Source organism: Streptomyces sp. NPDC033177, assembly GCF_055577715.1.
Genome location: NZ_JBVIPS010000001.1, coordinates 603,345 through 621,338, shown reverse-complemented (window position 1 = coordinate 621,338; position 17,994 = coordinate 603,345). Strand labels below are relative to the sequence as shown.

The window sequence follows — 17,994 nt, the reverse complement described above, 5'->3', positions numbered from 1 at the left end:
GCCTCACACCGTCGTGGGGAAGGCCAGTTCCGTCCAGATGGTCTTGCCGGAGCGGGTGTAGCGCGTCCCCCACCTCTGCACGAGCTGCGCGACGATGAACAGGCCGCGCCCGCCTTCGTCCTCATCGCCGCTGTGGCGCAGGTGGGGCGAGGTGTGGCCCCGGTCCGCGACCTCGCACAAGAGGGTGCGGTCACGGATGAGGCGCACCTGGATCGGGCCTTCGGCGTACCTGACCGCGTTGGTGACCAGCTCGCTGACGACGAGCTCGGTCGCGAACGCCAGTTCCTCGAGGCCCCATCGATGCAGTTGCTGGGTCGCCAGCTCCCGGGCCTGTCCTGCGGCGACAGGCTCGGGGGGCAGCTCCCATTCGGTGACCTGCGCGGTGTCGAGTTCGCGGGTACGGACGAGCAGCAGGGCCGTGTCGTCGGCCGTCGAGCCGCTCGGCAGCAGCTCCGCCACGGCCCGGTCGCACAGTTCCTCCAGCGATGCGTGCCGGTCGCTGAGCACCTGGCCCAGTGTGTCGAGTCCGTGATCGATGTCGCGGTCGCGCGCCTCGACCAGGCCGTCGGTGAAGAGGGCGAGGAGGCTGCCCACCGGCAGCTCGATCTCCGCCGACTCGAACGGCAGACCGCCGAGGCCGAGCGGCGGTCCTGCCGGCAGGTCGGGGAAGGTCGGCGGCCCTTCCGGGGTGACCACGGCCGGCGGCAGGTGCCCGGCCCTGGCCATGACGCAGCGCCGCGAGACCGGGTCGTACACCGCGTACAGACAGGTCGCCCCGGTGGTCACATCGGCGTATGTCGCGTCGGGTGTGCCCAGCTCGCTGCGCTGCTCCTCCGCGGACTGCGCCACCAGATCGTCGAGCCGCGACAGGAGCTCGACGGGGTCCATGTCCATCTGAGCGAACGCCCGTACGGTCGTACGGAGTCGGCCCATGGTGGCGGCCGCCTGCAGGCCGTGGCCCACCACGTCCCCGACCACGAGCCCGACGCGGGTGCCGGACAGCGGGATGACGTCGAACCAGTCGCCGCCGACGCCCGTCACGTCGTCCGTGGGCAGATAGCGGTGCGCGACCTCGACCGCCGACTGCTCCGGAACGTGCCGCGGCAGCAGCTGGCGCTGCAGGGCCAGAGACGCGGTGCGCTCACGGGTGAATCGGCGGGCGTTGTCGATGGACACCGCCGTACGAGCGACCAGCTCGTCGGCCAGAGCCACTTCGCCGCTGTCGAAGGTGGCCGATCCGGTGTCGCGGACGAAGGTGACGAGCCCCAGCGTGCTGTTCCCGGCCCGCAGCGGCACGACCAGAGCCGCGTCGTCGAGCACGAGCCCGCCCGAGGAGAGGCTGCGATGCTGCGGCGAACCGGGCGGGTACTCCACCGGCGGGTGGTTCTCGGCGGGAGCGGCGCGCCCGCGATCGGCGGGACCGCGGTCACTGGGCCTGCAGTGGGAAGGATGACCTCCCGGCTCGAGCCGTTCGGCTTCCTCGGCCGAGCAGCGGGCGACCCGCACCAGGGATGCCGCCGCCGCGCCGATGGTGGGGGGCACCTCGCCCTCGAGGACCTCCCGGGCGAGATCGACCGTCACCGTGGTGGCGAACTCCGGCACCGCCACCTCGGTGATCTTCTCCGCGGTCGCCCGCACATCGAGGGCGGTCCCGATGCCGCGGCCCGCCTCGACGAGCAGCGCAAGACGTCGCTGGGCCTTGTAGCGGTCGGAGATGTCGAAGGCGTCCTCGCACACCCCGATGACACGCCCGTCGGCGTCCTGAAGCCGGTAGTAGGCGCACGACCAGAGGTGGTCCGTCTCCGGGTCGCTGGGCGGCCTGCCCTTGAAGTGGAGGTCCAGAAACGGCTCTCCGGTGTCCAGGACGTGCCGCATGACCTCTTCGAGCGTGGGCGGATGCCCCTTGCTCACGAATTTCCCGCCGGAGTACAGCTGATCGGCCCGAAGGCCACGGAACTCGGCGAACGGACGCCCTATCTCTCGTTCGTACGCCGCGTTGCACCAGGTCAGGCGCAGGTCGGAGTCGTAGATGCCCAGACCGACGGGTGACTGGGTGGCCAGGCCCTGCAGCAGCGCAAGGCGGGACTCCCACAGCCGCAGATCCTGCAGCTCCGTCGCGACGAGGACGCGCGCGGCCGGGCCCGCGCCGGGCAGGGGGCACACCGCGGTGGCGACGATCAGGTCACGCCCGTCCTGATGCCGGGCGACGTGCAGCTCGTTCCCCCGGACCTGAGGAGGGAGAGGGAGGAAGGAGGGCGTCGGGCCGGGGGACAGGAACGTGGTCAGGGGCCTGCCGACGATCTCCTGCGGCGGGTATCCGAGGAGCCGCTCCGCCGCGGGGCTCCAGCCGATGACCGTGTCCTGGGCATCGACGACCACCGTGGCCGCCCTGGTGACGTCGAGGGGACCACGAAATTCAGCACCCTGCTCCTCGTTCCATGCCTTCATGGCGCCACATCAGCCCCGTTCATCCCCTACAGAATCCGCTGTCCCCGGGACGGGCACAACTGCGGTACACCCGCCCGGCGAAACCGTGGCGTCCGCGCACCCGCAGGATTGTCCTGTGGTTCGCACAGGAAATGGGGATCTTGTCCCGTCGGCAGCCGGGTGATTACCTGCTGCACGTCCCTCGCCCGGACACCCCCGAACGCGGAAGGTGCCCCCTCCCCATGCCCACCCCACTGCCGATCGGCCTGGTGCAGGCGGCCGCCCTCCATCACGCCGACGACAGCCTCGACACGTTCGCGGACCAGCTGCGCCGCCTCGCCCGCGCCTATCCGGGAGCGCGCCTTTTCGCGTTCCCGGAGCTGCACGTGTGCGGCCACCGGCCGGACGAGGACCCCGAGCGGGTCATGTCCGCGGCCGCCCAGGACATCGACGGCCCCCGGGGCGGGATGCTGGCGGGCCTGGCCCGCGAACTCGGACTGTGGCTCATCCCCGGAAGCGTGTACGAGCGCGCTGCCGACGGCCAGATCTACAACACGGCACCGGTGTACTCGCCCGAGGGGCGGCGCGTCGCCGCGTACCGCAAGGTCTTCCCCTGGCTCCCCTGCGAGACGACGGCCGCGGGCAGCAGCTTCGTCGTCTTCGACCTGGAGGGCCACGGACGGGTCGGCCTGTCGATCTGCTACGACGCGTGGTTCCCCGAGGTCACGCGCCACCTGGCGTGGCAGGGCGCCGACCTCGTGGTGAACCTGGTGCGCACACCGACCGTCGACCGCGCCCAGGAAATCGTCCTCGCCCGCGCCAACGCGATCGTCAACCAGGTGTTCCTCGCCAGTGTGAACGCGGCGCCCCCGGACGGCATCGGCCGCAGCGTCGTCGTGGACCCCGAGGGCCGGGTCCGCGCCGAGTCGGGCCCCGAACCCGAGATCGTCGTGACGGACGTCCTCGACCTCGCCGAGGTAAGCCGGGTCCGCACCCACGGCACAGCGGGCCTCACCCGGGTCTGGGACCCGTTCGCCCACGACCGCCCGCCCCTCGAACTCCCGCTGTACGAGGGCCGGATCGACCCGCCGCGCTGGCGCGACGGGCCGCGGGAGACCTGACACTGGGCAGGCCCTGACATCCCGGGGTCAGGGCCGGCGAAGCACCGTCGCCTCCGCGCCCCAGCCGAGGGCGATGGTGCGGTCGACGTACCAGCCTGATCCTTGTGCCAGGGCGGTGATGGCGGCGGAGTCGCGCAGGGGGCTGCCGGTGGCGGCATACGCGCGCAAGGCAGCCTCGGTCGCGTGCGGGCTCAGGCCGTCGGGGCGGGAGGCCTCGACGAGGACCGCCGTCCGGGTCCAGTCGGCGAGCAGGGTGAGGAGCAGCGTGGCCTCGCTCGTGTGCGGACTCGTCACCGCCTTCGCCGTGTATCTGCTGGCGTTCCGGCGGGGGGTACAGGGCTTTCGGCTCATCATCGTGGGTATCGCGGTCGGCGCGCTGCTGTCCTCGGTCTACACGTGGTTCTCGGTGAGGCCGACGTCGACACCGCGCTGCGGGCCGCCGTGTGGGGCGCGGGATCACTGAGCGGCATCGGGTGGCCCGCCATCGCCCTGGCTGCCGTCGTGCTCGTGGCGGTGGCGATCGCGTCCCCGGTGGCGCAGCGCCGGATGCGGCGGCTCGAACTGGGCGACGACACCGCGTCGATGCTGGGCATACCCGTCGAACGCACGAAGGTGCTGCTTGTCGTCCTCGGCGTGGTCGCGACCTCCGCGGTGACCGCCGCGGCGGGACCCATCGCGTTCGTCGCGCTTGCGGCCCCGCAGATCGCCCGCCGCCTCACCGGGCACGGGGCCTCCGTCGACCTCGCCGGCTCGGCGCTCGTCGGCGCGGTCCTGCTGCTCGGGGCGGACATCGCGGCGCAGCACACGATCCCGGGCGTGCTGCTGCCGACCGGCGCGGTCACCGTGTGCGTAGGTGGGGCGTACCTGCTGGTGCTGCTGGTACGGGAGAGCCGCCGGGGGTTCTAGGTCCGGGGCGAAGGCCATGCGGTCGAAGGCCACGCCCCCTCCCGGGCCGGGGCATAGTACTCCGTGGTCCGATGGCCGAATTGACCCCCTATAAGGACACGGCACCTAAGCGACATGTTTGCATGTGTCCATGATCATTAACGCACAGCAAACATCCGGGCCGCAGACGTACGTGGACCGCGTCCTGGAGCAGTGGCACACGGACGAGAACGCCGAGGCGCTCGTCCAGGGCGCCCAGCGGCTGACCCGAGCGGAGGCTCGGCGGCGGCTGTTCCAGTTGGGGCATGCGCTGCGTCGCCAAGGGCTCGCGCCCGGCGACGGAGTGGGGCTGTTCCTGGCCAACCGTGTGGACTCCGTCCTGGTCCAGCTCGCGGTCCATCTCATCGGCTGCCGCGTCGTGTTCCTGCCGCCCGAACCCGGGCCCGGGGAGCTCGCCGCGCTGGTCGAGCAGTCCCGGGCGCGCGCCGTGGTCACCGACCCGCTCTTCGCCGAGCGGGCCGCCGACGCGGCGGACCGCAGCGTCCACGCCCCCGTGCTGCTCAGCCTGGGGCCCTGCGAACGGCGCTGCACGGACCTGCTGGCCGTGGCGGCCGAATGCCCCGCGGAACGTCCCGAGGGGGTGCCCGCCCCGGGACCCGACGAAGCCGTTACCGTCCTCTACACCGGCGGCACCCTGGGCCGCCCCAAGCTCGCAGCACACAGCCACCGGCTGTACGACGCACTGGTGGACCTGGCGGAAGGACGACAGGACGCGAGCCCCGCGGTCTTCCCGACCGCGAACCCGGGCACGGACAGGGTGCTCACCTCCACGCTGCTCACCCACGGCAGCGGTCACCTCACCTCGATACAGGCCCTGGTGACAGGGGCCGCCCTCGTCGTGCTGCCCGAATTCGAGGCGAGCGCGGCCCTGACGGTGCTGCGCGAGGAGCGGATCACCGCCACCATGTTCGTGCCGCCGATGCTGTACGCGCTGCTCGACCACCCGGAGTGCGTGGCGGGCGCCCTGCCCGCGCTGCGACGCATCGTCGTGGGCGGCGCGGCCTCGTCGCCCAGCCGTCTGCAGCAGGCGGTCGAGGTCTTCGGACCGGTCCTCAGCCAGGGGTACGGACAGTCGGAGGCGCTCGGCATCGCCGCGTTCGGCGCGGACGACCTCGCCGTGGAGGGGGCTCGCCGGCCCGAGCTGTGGCGCAGCTGCGGTCGCGCGATATCCGACACCGAGATCGAGATCCGCGGCGAGGACAGCGCGGCCGCACTGCCCGCCAGGCAGGTCGGCGAGGTGTGTGTCCGGGGCGAGACGGTGATGCTCGGCTACTACGAGGACCCGGAGCGCACCGCGCAGGCGCTGCACGAAGGCTGGCTGCGGACGGGAGACCTGGGCTATCTCGACGCCGACGGGTACCTCTTTCTCGTCGACCGGGCCAAGGACATCATCGTCACCGGCAGCACCAGCGACAACGTCTACTCCAGGGTTCTCGAGGACTTCCTGCTCACGCTTCCCGGGGTGCGCAACGCGGCGGCTCTTGGCGTACCGGACGAGGAGTTCGGGGAGGCCGTACAGATCTTCCTGGCCACGGCAGAAGGCGCCGACGTCGACCCGGACACCGTCGGCGCGGCGGTGACCGCCGAGTTGGGAGAGCTCTACACGCCCCGCAAGACGGTCCTGCTTGACCGGCTGCCGACGACCAAGGTCGGCAAGGTGGACAAGAAGGCGCTGCGCGCCGCGTGGACGGGGGAGGCCCTGGCCACGCGGTAGGCGCCGCGGTCGCCGGGGGCACGGATCGCCCGACCGCACCCCTTGACCTCGGTGGCTCCGGCGAACTACTTTTCGGTGGCCATCGACCTGTCACGACCGAAAGGGGGCGACCCAGCGGATGAACACCAGCTCTGATCTTGGTCGCCTCGCCCAGCGCACTGTCTGGGTTCCGGGTCGGATCGCGCACGGCGCCTGAGTACGCCTCCACGGCGCCCGAGTAAGCCCTTCTGATGTGCCCGTCTGTGGCACATGCGTGTGCCTGCTGTCGGCAGCACATCAACGTCGGCCGTCTCGGGCGCCGTTCGCGTACCCCATCACCACCACCCCATCACCTCACCACCGCCTTCCGGCACGTCACTGCCGCGTGCTGTCGTGCGCCCCTCCCGCGTGGCGCGTCTGAACACAGAAAGCTGCCTGAAGTTGGCGAACATGAAGAATCAGATGAGTCAGATGCATCAACCGATCGCGCATCGAAGCGAAGGCCTCTCATGACAGCGGCGCGCATCACCGTCAACGGGAAAGAAACACCGATCTCCCCGACCGCGTCCCACACCTCGGCGCTGGACTTCCTGCGCGAGCGTGGTCTCACCGGCGCCAAGGAGGGATGCGCCGAGGGCGAATGCGGGGCCTGTTCGGTCCTGGTGGCCCGCCCCGGGGTGAACAAGCCGACCGACTGGGTGGCGATCAACGCCTGCCTGGTCCCGGCCGCGGCCCTGGACGGACAGGAGATCGTGACCTCCGAGGGCCTCGCCGCCGTCGGCGAACCCGGCACACCGCGCACGCTGCACCCGGTCCAGGAGGAAATGGCGGTGCGCGGCGGCTCCCAATGCGGTTACTGCACACCGGGATTCATCTGCAGCATGGCCGCTGAGTACTACCGCCCTGACCGGTGCGCGCACGCGGCTCCCACGGACTCGGCCCAGAGCGACGGTTCGATCGGAGACACCGACGCCGAGCACGGTCCGAACGGGTTCGACCTTCATGCGCTGAGCGGAAACCTGTGCCGCTGCACCGGCTACCGCCCGATCCGCGATGCCGCGTTCGCCGTCGGCACGCCCACCGACGAGGACCACCTCGCGCAGCGTCGTGAGCAGTCCCCGCCCCCGCCGGCCGCCACCGAATACACCCGTGACGACAAGGCGTTCCTTCGGCCGGGCACCCTGGCGGACGTACTGCGGCTGCTGCGTGAGCAGCCGGACGCGGTGGTCGTCGCCGGTTCCACCGACTGGGGCGTGGAGGTCAACATCCGCGCCCGCAGGGCGGATTGCGTGGTCGCCATCGATCGATTGCCCGAACTGCGGGAGCTGCGCGTCGAATCCGGCCATATCGAGATCGGGGCGGCACTGACGCTCACCGAGATCGAGCGCCGCCTGGACGGCCAAGTGCCGCTGCTGGGCCAGCTGTTCCCGCAGTTCGCGTCCCGGCTCATCCGTAACAGCGCGACCCTCGGCGGCAACCTGGGTACCGGCTCGCCCATCGGTGACAGCCCCCCGGCGCTGCTCGCCCTTGAGGCATCGGTGGTCCTCGCCGACGCCGACGGCGAGCGCGAAGTCCCGCTGGCGGACTACTTCACCGGATACCGGCAGAGCGTGCGCAGTCCCGGCGAGCTCATCCGCGCGGTGCGTTTTCCCCTGCCGCTTTCGCCGGTCGTGGGCTTCCACAAGATCGCCAAGCGGCGTTTCGACGACATCTCCAGCGTCGCGGTCGCCTACGCGCTCGACATCGAGGACGGGCTCGTACGCAAGGCGCGCATCGGCCTGGGCGGCGTGGCCGCCACGCCGATCCGCTCCCTCGCCACCGAGGCGGCCCTGGAGGGCAAGCCGTGGGATGCGGAGACCGTCGAAGCCGCCGCCCGGGTGCTGCGGGCGGAGGGCACGCCGATGAACGATCACCGCGCCAGCGCCCTTTACCGTTCCGCGATGCTCGGCCAGAGTCTGCTGAAGCTGTACGCACAAACCACCGAGGGTGTGTCGTCATGAGCCATCTGTCCGAGCGCCCCGAGAAGCCCGTCGTCGGCATTTCCGTGCCGCACGAGAGTGCTGTCCAGCACGTCACCGGCAGCGCGCTCTACACCGACGACCTGATCCACCGCACCAAGGACGTGCTGCACGCCTACCCGGTCCAGGCCACTCAGGCCCACGGCAGGATCACCGCCCTGCGCACCGAGCCCGCACTCGACGTGCCGGGCGTGGTCCGCGTACTGACTGGCGCAGACGTACCCGGCCTCAACGATGCCGGGATGAAGCACGACGAACCGCTCTTCCCCGATGTGGTCATGTTCCATGGGCACGCAGTCGCCTGGGTGCTCGCCGAGACGCTGGAAGCGGCCCGGCTCGGTGCGGCGGCCGTCGAGGTGGAACTCGACGAACAGCCCTCCCTGATCACCCTTCAGGACGCGATCGCGGCCGACAGTTTTCACGGTGCCCGCCCCATGATGCTGGCCGGCGACGTCGAGGCAGGCTTCGCCGACTCCGCGCACGTGTTCACCGGCGAGTTCCAGTTCTCCGACCAGGAACACTTCTACCTGGAGACGCACGCGGCGCTGGCCCACATCGACGAGGCCGAGCAGGTCTTCGTCCAGAGCAGCACCCAGCACCCTTCGGAGACCCAGGAGATCGTCGCGCACGTACTCGGCCTGCACAGCCACGAAGTGACCGTGCAGTGTCTGCGGATGGGCGGCGGCTTCGGCGGCAAGGAGATGCAGCCGCACGGGTTCGCGGCCATCGCAGCCCTCGGCGCCAAGCTCACCGGCCGTCCGGTACGGCTGCGACTCAACCGGACGCAGGACCTGACCATGTCCGGCAAGCGCCACGGGTTCCACGCCCAGTGGAAGATCGGCTTCGACGCCGAGGGCCGCATCCAGGCCCTCGACGCCGAGTTGACCGCCGACGGCGGCTGGAGCCTGGACCTGTCCGAACCGGTGGTGGCTCGTGCGCTGTGCCACATCGACAACACCTACTGGATTCCGAACGCGCGTGTCGCCGGTCGCATCGCCAAGACCAACAAGGCGTCCAACACCGCCTTCCGGGGTTTCGGCGGGCCGCAGGGAATGCTGGTGATCGAGGACATCATGGGCCGGTGCGCGCCGCTGCTCGGCCTGGATCCCACGGAGTTGCGCGAGCGCAACTTCTACCGGCCGGGCCAGTCGACGCCGTACGGACAGCCCGTAACTCAGCCCGAACGGATCTCCGCCGTATGGGAGCAGGTCAAGCACAACGGCGATCTCGCCGATCGGAGGCGCGAGATCGTCGCCTTCAACGCCGCGCACCCCCACACCAAGCGGGCGCTCGCGATCACCGGCGTGAAGTTCGGGATCTCGTTCAACCTCACCGCCTTCAACCAGGGCGGCGCGCTGGTGCTGATCTACAAGGACGGCTCGGTCCTGATCAACCACGGCGGCACCGAGATGGGCCAGGGCCTGCACACGAAGATGCTGCAGGTGGCCGCGACCACGCTGGGCATCCCGCTGCACAAGGTACGGCTGGCCCCCACGCGAACCGACAAGGTTCCCAACACCTCTGCCACGGCGGCGAGCGCCGGAGCGGATCTCAACGGCGCGGCGGTGAAGAACGCCTGCCACCAACTGCGCGAGCGACTGTTGCAGGTGGCCGCCACCCAGTTGGGTTCGAGTGCCGCGGACGTACGTATCGTCGACGGCGTCGCCCGCGCTCTCGGCAGCGACAAGGCACTGGCCTGGGACGACCTGGTGCGCACCGCGTACTTCCAGCGCGTTCAGCTGTCGGCCGCCGGTTTCTACCGCACCGAGGGGCTGCACTGGGACGCGAAGTCCTTCACCGGCTCCCCGTTCAAGTACTTCGCCATCGGCGCCGCCGCGGCCGAGGTGGAGGTGGACGGCTTCACCGGCGCGTACCGCATCCGACGCGTGGACATCGTGCACGACGTCGGCGACAGCCTGTCCCCGATGATCGACATCGGTCAGGTCGAGGGCGGCTTCGTGCAGGGCGCGGGGTGGCTGACGCTCGAGGACCTGCGCTGGGACGCGGGAGACGGGCCGAGCCGGGGCCGCCTGCTGACCCAGGCCGCCAGCACCTACAAGCTGCCGAGCTTCTCGGAGATGCCCGAGGAGTTCAACGTGGCACTCCTGGAGAACGCCACCGAAAAGGGCGCGGTGTACGGCTCCAAGGCGGTGGGCGAGCCTCCGCTGATGCTGGCGTTCTGCGTACGGGAAGCCTTGCGGCAGGCTGCCGCCGCGTTCGGGCCGAGCGGGATCAGCGTCGAGTTGGCCTCGCCCGCGACTCCGGAGGCGGTGTACTGGGCGATCGAGGGGGCGCGCCAGGCTCGCGAGACTCACCTGGCCGACGTACGCCGCGACGGGCTCGCCCTCAACGGCGAGGTCCGAACCGGCGCACCGGACGCGGCCGACGCAAAAACGTTGAGCGGTGCCTGACATGACGTGGATCGCCGCGGTCGCGCGGTTGCGAGCACGCCGGGAGCCCGGCGTGCTCGTGACCGTCGCGTCCGTGCGCGGACACGCCCCGCGCGACGCAGGCGCGAAGCTCGTGGTGGGGGAGACGGAGGCGTGGGGCTCGATCGGTGGCGGCAACGTCGAGGCCGTCGCGATCGACCGGGCCCGGGAGATGATCGCCACGTCCATGTCCGGTTCCACCTACACGTCCGCGTCCACCTCTACGCCGGAGCTGATCGATTTCGCCCTGAACGACAAGGTGACCAACCGGCACGGCGTGCAGTGCTGCGGCGGCACGGTCTCGGTGCTGCTCGAACCGCTGGCGGTGGTACGGGCCGTGGCGATCTTCGGCGTAGGACACGTCGGCCTGGAACTGGCACGCATCTTGGCACGTCAGGACCTGGACCTCCATCTGATCGACACCCGCTCCGACATCCTCACCGAGGAGCGGCTCGACGTGCTGGCAGACGCGGTGGGGCAGGTGCACGTACACCACACTCCGCTGTTGCCCGAGGCGGTGCTGGAGGAGTTGCCGCGCGGCACCCACGTCCTGATCATGACCCATGATCATGCCGAGGACGCCGCACTGTGCGACGCCGCCTTGCGCACGAGCCATCTCGGCTCCATCGGGCTGATCGGGTCGGCGGCCAAGTGGGTGCGCTTCCGCCACCGCCTCACCACCGAGGGCGGTCACGACGAGTCCACCATCGGCCGGATCAAGACACCGATCGGCCTCGCGGACGTCACCGGCAAGGAACCCGCGACCATCGCGGTGAGCGTCGCCGCGGATCTGCTGCGCACGTTCGAGGCCGAGGGGCTCTGACCTGGTCCTACGGTGACGAGGGCCGTCCCGGCGAGCGCAGCACGAGCAGGGTGATCTCGCTGGGCGCGAAGACGCGGAAGGGCGGGCCCCAGAATCCGGTGCCACGGCTCGTGTAGAGGAGGGTGCGGGCGCCGTGGCGGCTGAGGCCCGCGACGGCGGGCTGGTCGAGGCGGACCAGGTAGTGGAAGGGCCAGATCTGGCCGCCGTGGGTGTGGCCGGAGAGCTGGAGATCGACGCCGCCGGCTGCCGCCCGGTCGATGAACTTGGGCTGGTGGGCCAGAAGCAGGACGGGCAGCTCGGGGTCGGCACCGTCCAGTGCTCCGTCGAGGTGGGCGCGGTGGCCGGCCAGGCCGGAGGACTCGGCGGTGACGTCGTCGACGCCGGCGACCACGAGAGTGTCACCGCCGCGTTCGAGCAGCAGATGGCGGTTGCGCAGCGGCTCCCATCCCAGCTCGTCCATCAGGTCGACCCAGCCTTGGGCCTCGCTGTAGTACTCGTGGTTGCCGGTGACGTAGACCTTCGCCCGGGTGGCCCGCACGGTGGCGAGCGGGGCGGCCTGGGCGCGACGGCGTTCGGCCGTGCCGTCCGCGATGTCGCCGGTGTGGCAGACGAGATCGGCCTCCAGGGTGTTCACCGTCTCGCAGACCTTCGCCGACCAGCGTGCACGGTCGAGCGGGCCGTAGTGGGTGTCGGTGATGAGGACGACGCGGGTGCCGTCCAATCCGGCCCCCAGCCGCGGGAGTTCCACATCGAGACGGCGCACCCGAGGCACCCGGCGCGCCTCGAAGTAACCCCAGGCGAGGAGCACGGCGGTGACACCGAGGATCGCCCACGTGACGATCCGGGCCCGGTCCTGACCCTCGCCGACGCCGGCCGCGGCCAGCGCGAGGCGCAGCAGGAGGCCGAGCACGACGGACCACGTGAACAGGACCCAGGCGGAGCCCAGCAGGGTGTCCCCGACGATCGCGGCCCGGTCCTGCTGGCGTCGGCCATGGCCGCGCATCATCGCGATCGGCATACCGACCAGACCGAGGGCGAACAGGGCTGTGCCGCCCAGAGCGACAGGCACCGGCCAGCGCTGGCCGGTGTGCAACAGCACCCAGCAGGGCACGGCCCACAGCAGGACGGGTGCGACCAAGGGGATGTAGCGCATCAGGCGGCGCAGCGGACTGTGCTGAGCCGTGTGCGCGGCATTGTCGGCGGATTGGGTTTCGCTGGTGTCGGTCACGCGTGCCCTTCTCAAGCAACCAGGCTGCCGTCGCGCGCACTTTATCCGGTCGGGGTCGGACCGGTCGGGGCGGGTGCGGGCCGGTCGGAGGGGCCTGGCCTGGGCGGTCGTGGCCGATGACGCCGTGGGTTGCCTGGAGGGCCTCTGCGTCTCCAGGCAATCGGGCGGGAAGCCCTAGAAGAAGCCGAGCTTCTTCGGGCTGTACGTGTCAGAACGTTCTTCGTCTCTTGGTGGTACACGAGTAGTCCCCTCGCTGACCTGCGGTGACAGTGCGGTGCAGGTGGGCGGGTGAGAACGTGGTCCGCAGATGGTCCGGATCTTGGTCTCAGACGAGTGACCCGGGCTACCCCTTCGGCCTTCTCCATAGGCGTCGTTCACCGATGCACCTGCCGCTGGCCGTCTGGCTTCGACGGGGGCGTAGCAAAGGCATCGTTCGTTCCGGTAGTGGGCCTCCGGACGTCGCCAGCGGCCGAAGAGCGTTTTAGCGCAGACACCGCGTTCGCCACACGAGCGCCACACCGAAGCCCCGTACGTTTTCTCTCATGGCTTCGATCAAGACCAATCCCCGGAAGTCCGGAGACCCCTCTTACACCGTCGTGTGGCGGGCCGGCGGGTCCCGCACGGGGGACTGGTGCCGCGAGACCTTCGACGATGAGAAGCAGGCGGAACGTTTCCGGGATCTGGTCAACGGTCACGGACAGCAATGGCCGCCGGGGTGGGTCAAGGGGGAGGGGTTCGTCGAGCCGGGTGAGCCGCCGATGCCGGACGCGGAAAAGTTCTCGGTCTACGCGCACGCCTACGTAGGCTTGCTGACGGACATATCAGTCCACACCAGAACTAACTACACCAGGTTCATTGATAACCACATGATTCCGTGGTTCGGCGAGCTGTCAGTCTCCGACGAGGGAGCAGACTCACCCGAGACCACGTCAGCCAGTGGATTCTGGACCTTCGGAACGGGAAGCCGGGCCCCCTGCACCCCGCGGGTACGGTGCGCCGGTCTTACGCGCCGAAGACGATCGCCAACCTTCACAGCTTGCTCTACAGCATCTTCCAGTCCGCTGTGAGCGCCGACCCTGCCTTGCGTGACTCGAACCCGTGCGCCCACACTCGCTTGCCTAAGGAGACGGCACCGAGGATGACGAGGTCTTCCTCGAACCCGAGGAGTACGCCCTTCTCAAGACGAACCTGCGTGCCGACGCTGTCGACATCGTCGATGCGCTGGTGAGTACCGGTCTCCGGTGGGGCGAGGTGACGGCACTGCAACCCCGGGACTTCGCCTTCGCGTCCAAACGGCCTACGCTCCGTGTGCAGCGCGCGTGGAAGCGGCGAGGGGAAGGAGGGGCGTTCCTCGGTGCCCCCAAGACGAAGAAGTCACGCCGGACCCTCGTGCTCACCCCGGAGCAGGTGCGGTTGTTCCAGCGGGTCTGCCTGGGAAAGAAGCCGACCGACCTGGTTTTCACCGCACCAGAGGGCGGAGCCTGGCACTCCGGTGTGTTCTACGCACACCGCTGGAAGCCTGCGCTGGATGCAGCCAACGCCGCGGGTCTCACCAAGCGCCCGCGTATCCACGACCTTCGCCACACTCACGCTTCCTGGCTCATCGCCGGCAAAGTGCCGCTGCCCGTGATTCAGGCCCGCCTCGGCCACGAGTCGATCACTACCACCGTTGACCGGTACGGACATCTCTTGGACTCCTCGGACGACGAGGTCGTGGCGGCCGTGGAGTGGGCCATGGGATCGGCAGAGTCTGAGCCACAGTCAAGGGCGGCCTAGCATAAGAAGCGTGGCGCCGCTCAGCTGGTTCGGTGCGTGGTGGCGCCGCGCCGATCGGCGGAGACCGGCACGGGAAGAGTCGCCAAGCATGCGAAGCAGGCTCGCAGGGACAGCGCCTGCAGGGCACCTCCCGGCGGACGCCACGGCCACCGTGCATGAGGTGCGCCCCCCGGCGATGACGGGTCGGACTTGCAGCCGACCGCGGCGAACGCGGCCTGGAACAGGGCGCGTTTGCGGGGTGCGAACTGTCACACCTGGGACGACGAGCGCTACGCAACATCGGCGCCCGTTCCGAAGACGTGCCACCCATCGCACGCGACATCATCACGGCCTGCGGCGGAGAGCTTCTCGTCGGCGCCGCGACGATGGAGATCCACGATGCGCGCAACGTTGCCATCGGAACCACCCTGGCCGCCATCGCCACCGATCCCGAGAATCCGCTGCGCGAGGACGTGTTCGCGTGGATGTGCCTCGCGCCGGACCGCGAAGTGGGTGAGCTGCGCGAACACCCCACCCGGCACTTGCCCAACTGGAGGACCGCAGGCCCGCGCTTGATCAAGCGCATCCTCGCCGCGTCCGACAGCCAGCTCACGCTCAAGGACCGCCTGCGCTACGACACAGCGACCGCCGAGCCCGCCGAGCCCCACCTGAGCGAGACCGACATCACCGTGCGGGCGTCCAAGACGCCCGCCATGCTCTGGCCGTCCTGGACGCTACGGCTGCTGCCGCCCAAGAGCCCACACCAGCCGAGGGTCGCCGGCCTGCGACGCGCCTGCGCAAGCCTCATGCTCATTCCCGGGAGCCCGGCCGGATACCGTCAGGCCGCCCGGATCATGGGCCACCCGCACTTCCGCAGCAACCTGGAGGCACTGCTGGCCTTTGGTCGACGTCGATCACATCTGCAGCACGCTGCCCCAACTACGCGCGCGTCCTCGACACCCACGAGGGGCCGATCGACTACGCACGCCGCCGAGCCCTGTTCGCCGACGAGGCGAATCCGTTGCTCCTCGATGAGAACACGCATCTGCAAGAGCCTGGGCACCCGGCAGTTCCAACAATTCCACCTTTACCGGCTGCGCTGGCAGCTCCGTCTGCTGATGGAGAACCGCCGCCTGAGCGAGCAAACCCGCCCGCACAACAAGTGCAACCACGGGCAACTACCCCCGCCCACCGCGCCAGCTACCTGGTACCCGCCCAGCCGCGCGACCTCTACCAACGGCAAAGTCTGCAGCAGCTGCAGAGCGCCGAACTCGCCGGATGCACCCCCTCGATCGTCAAGACCGCGCTGAAGCCAAGCAAACATCCCGCTGCGCCCGCGCCGCGCGGCGGGCGAACTGAAACGATCCGTCGACCCGGCATGGCTGCGCACCGAGTGCCCCGACAAGGGCAGAACGGTGGCCAACATCCCCCGCGAACTGGCCGCCCCCGAAACGAACGTCTCACAGCTCCTCGACGCCTGGGAGATCTCCCGCCATACGGCCGGCCACAGTGCGCCTCCAGCGTGGCAGCCGAGTCCCTTTGCCCCCCTCGGCGTGCCGCTGTCGCCGGACATCGAACGGATCAGCACGCGCGCGGGCGCACTGGAAGAACTACGGACTGCTCTGCTGCTTCCCGGGTATCGCACACGCCGCGCGGCGACACTCACGTTCGGCATCCCCCGAACCTCCCTCAACGGGCGTCTGAAGAAGCTGGAGACGACCGCGGGCTTCGCGACCTTCAACCCCCGCAGACGGCCGGTCGCCCCGACGGCACACGGTCAGGCCCTGCTCGACGAAGCCCAGGTACTGTTGCAGCGTCTCGATTGCGACCGAACACAACCACCTTGGCCTGGATCACCCAGAACCGGTTTGATCACTCCTGCCGCCCTCGGCCGAAGTCGGCCGCTGCAACATGGACGGCATGCTTCAGGAGCAACTGCCACCACTACTCGAAGGCTTCGTCAATGGCAGTGACGTGGGTGTGGTCCTCATCCGCAGCTAAGGCCCGCGCCGTCGCTTGGAGGTCCTCCCGGGTGAGCTGTCCGTCCCGGTCCTGGTCGAACTACCCGAAGAGAAGACTGAACTTCTGGTCCTCATGGCGGCGGTCATTGCACTGCCCTCAAAATAGAGGCCGCCCGCCATCAGGGCGCGCGGCAATGTGCGGGAACGTTAGAGCCCGCCTCGGGGACCATTATGGGAACGTTCCACCCCTGCGGGTAAAGACCGGCACAGGTGCCCGGACACCAGGTCATGGACAGTCAGCTGACGGGACGTCCGAAATTCATAGGCAGGGATGGCGTAGCTCTTATCTTCTTATCTGAAGATAGCGGTACCGTTGATTTTGCACTTCTGCGGCATTGGGCCCATTCTGCCAACGTGGCTATTCTGCTCACCGGGGCTACCGGATTTCTGGGTTCGCGTCTCCTCTTCGATCTACTGACTACCCGGGCGCAAGAGGTAGTTGCGTTGGGAAGAGGAACGCCTGCCGCTTTGAGGTCTCGCCTCCTTGGAGTGCTGCAGGCCGTGTCGGGACAGGCACTTGACAGTCAGGCGCGGGCGCGGCTGCGCTGTGTCAGCGGGGATGTCACGCAGGCATGGCTGGGGTTGCCTCCGGCTCTGTACGCACGGCTCGCTCGGGGCTGTGAGGCGGTGTGGCACTGTGCGGGTGATATTGCGTTGGCGGGTGAGCGTGAGCGGCTGTACGCGGTGAATACGCGGGGCACTGCCGAGGTGCTCGCCTTCGCGGAAGTGACCCCGCTGTCATGCCGTCTGGTCCATATGAGCACCATGGCCGTGGCCGGTGGGCTGGGTGATGGTGTCGTCGGCGAGGACTATCTCAGTGACGCGCACGGATTCGTGACGCATTACGACGCCTCCAAGTTCGAAGCGGAATTGCTGGTACGGCAGTGGGCGGAGCGTCACCGGCGCCTGGCGGTCGTGCTGCGGCCCAGCGTGGTCACCAGCGACCGTGAATGCGTCACGGGGGCACCTTCTCATCCCCTGAACGTGCTGGGGCAGATGATCGAGGCGATCGCCAGGAGCGGTGCGCCGGGTATCCCGGCGCCCGCGCGCAGCGGGGCCCGGTTGGATCTGCGGCTGCCTGTGCCCGCGGATGTCACGTTCAACCTGGTCCCGGACGGCTATGCCATCGACGCCATGCTCCGCATCGGCCAGGACAGCCGGCACGGTAGCGGTCCGCGAACGTTCCATGTCGTGCACCCGGTGGAGACATCAATGGGCCAACTGGCGGCCGCAATCGAGAGCCGGTATCCGGGTCTGCGGATCAGGTGCGTCGATCATGTCGCCGATCCCACGGACGTCGAACGGTTCGTCGCTGCTTCTCTGCCGGGCTTCTTGAGCTATCGCCACCGGCGCACCTATGACCGTTCGAACACGGTGGCGCTGACCTCGGATCTGGCGGATCCTGCCGCGCTCGATCATGCCTATTTGGTCAGCGCCTTGGCGCCGGGCGGTGCCGTGGGCGCCGACAGCACCGCGGCGCCGGTCACCGCTGCCACTACCTGAGGTCCGGGACCTGCGTGCGGGGTCCCCCAGG

Annotated in this window: 11 protein-coding genes and 2 pseudogenes; 9 read left to right on the top strand and 4 right to left on the bottom strand. The window is 69.5% G+C overall.

Features of this window, described 5'->3' with window-relative positions:
* Positions 1–3: 3 nt before the first annotated feature.
* The gene (locus ACZ5U5_RS02795) at positions 4–2,448 is read right to left on the bottom strand and encodes a SpoIIE family protein phosphatase (RefSeq protein WP_469015356.1); all 2,445 of its coding nucleotides are present in this window, start codon (positions 2,446–2,448) and stop codon (positions 4–6) included.
* Between the two features lie 221 nt (positions 2,449–2,669).
* Between ACZ5U5_RS02795 and ACZ5U5_RS02790 the strand changes: the two genes are divergently transcribed.
* Positions 2,670–3,548, top strand: coding sequence for a carbon-nitrogen hydrolase family protein (locus ACZ5U5_RS02790; protein WP_469015353.1), 879 nt, complete (start codon positions 2,670–2,672; stop codon positions 3,546–3,548).
* A gap of 27 nt (positions 3,549–3,575) precedes the next feature.
* On the opposite strand, the pseudogene ACZ5U5_RS02785 reads toward ACZ5U5_RS02790, so the two are convergent.
* Positions 3,576–3,821, bottom strand: a pseudogene (locus ACZ5U5_RS02785) (siderophore-interacting protein); the annotation flags it as partial.
* A 1-nt stretch (position 3,822) separates the two neighbouring features.
* Here ACZ5U5_RS02785 and ACZ5U5_RS02780 point away from each other — a divergent pair.
* The 5 genes and pseudogenes from ACZ5U5_RS02780 to xdhC all read left to right on the top strand — a co-directional run.
* A pseudogene (locus tag ACZ5U5_RS02780) lies at positions 3,823–4,454 on the top strand (FecCD family ABC transporter permease); the annotation flags it as partial.
* Between the two features lie 130 nt (positions 4,455–4,584).
* On the top strand, positions 4,585–6,207 hold the full coding sequence (locus ACZ5U5_RS02775) for a class I adenylate-forming enzyme family protein (RefSeq protein WP_469015352.1): 1,623 nt from the start codon (positions 4,585–4,587) through the stop codon (positions 6,205–6,207).
* 488 nt (positions 6,208–6,695) lie between these two features.
* Entirely contained in the window at positions 6,696–8,186 is a 1,491-nt protein-coding gene (locus tag ACZ5U5_RS02770; RefSeq protein ID WP_469015349.1) for a xanthine dehydrogenase small subunit, read from the top strand.
* Positions 8,183–10,615 (top strand): xanthine dehydrogenase molybdopterin binding subunit, encoded by a 2,433-nt coding sequence (xdhB, locus tag ACZ5U5_RS02765; protein WP_469015346.1) that lies wholly within the window; start codon positions 8,183–8,185, stop codon positions 10,613–10,615. The genes ACZ5U5_RS02770 and xdhB overlap by 4 nt, the downstream gene beginning before the upstream one ends.
* 1 nt (position 10,616) lies before the next feature.
* Entirely contained in the window at positions 10,617–11,456 is an 840-nt protein-coding gene (xdhC, locus tag ACZ5U5_RS02760; RefSeq protein ID WP_469016882.1) for a xanthine dehydrogenase accessory protein XdhC, read from the top strand.
* A gap of 7 nt (positions 11,457–11,463) precedes the next feature.
* Here xdhC and ACZ5U5_RS02755 read toward each other — a convergent pair whose 3' ends face one another.
* Together ACZ5U5_RS02755 and ACZ5U5_RS02750 are read right to left on the bottom strand one after the other, a co-directional pair.
* On the bottom strand, positions 11,464–12,684 hold the full coding sequence (locus ACZ5U5_RS02755; protein ID WP_469015344.1) for a metallophosphoesterase: 1,221 nt from the start codon (positions 12,682–12,684) through the stop codon (positions 11,464–11,466).
* Positions 12,685–13,725: 1,041 nt separating this feature from the next.
* On the bottom strand, positions 13,726–13,950 hold the full coding sequence (locus ACZ5U5_RS02750) for a hypothetical protein (RefSeq protein ID WP_469017008.1): 225 nt from the start codon (positions 13,948–13,950) through the stop codon (positions 13,726–13,728).
* On the opposite strand from ACZ5U5_RS02750, the gene ACZ5U5_RS02745 reads away from it, so the two are divergent.
* From ACZ5U5_RS02745 to ACZ5U5_RS02735, 3 genes are all read left to right on the top strand, one after another.
* Positions 13,909–14,460, top strand: a complete 552-nt coding sequence (locus tag ACZ5U5_RS02745) for a site-specific integrase (RefSeq protein WP_469015342.1) — start codon at positions 13,909–13,911, stop codon at positions 14,458–14,460. The genes ACZ5U5_RS02750 and ACZ5U5_RS02745 overlap by 42 nt on opposite strands.
* Before the next feature lie 299 nt (positions 14,461–14,759).
* The gene (locus ACZ5U5_RS02740; protein WP_469015341.1) at positions 14,760–15,749 is read left to right on the top strand and encodes a hypothetical protein; all 990 of its coding nucleotides are present in this window, start codon (positions 14,760–14,762) and stop codon (positions 15,747–15,749) included.
* Positions 15,750–16,814: 1,065 nt separating this feature from the next.
* Positions 16,815–17,963, top strand: a complete 1,149-nt coding sequence (locus ACZ5U5_RS02735; protein ID WP_469015339.1) for an SDR family oxidoreductase — start codon at positions 16,815–16,817, stop codon at positions 17,961–17,963.
* Positions 17,964–17,994 lie beyond the last annotated feature (31 nt).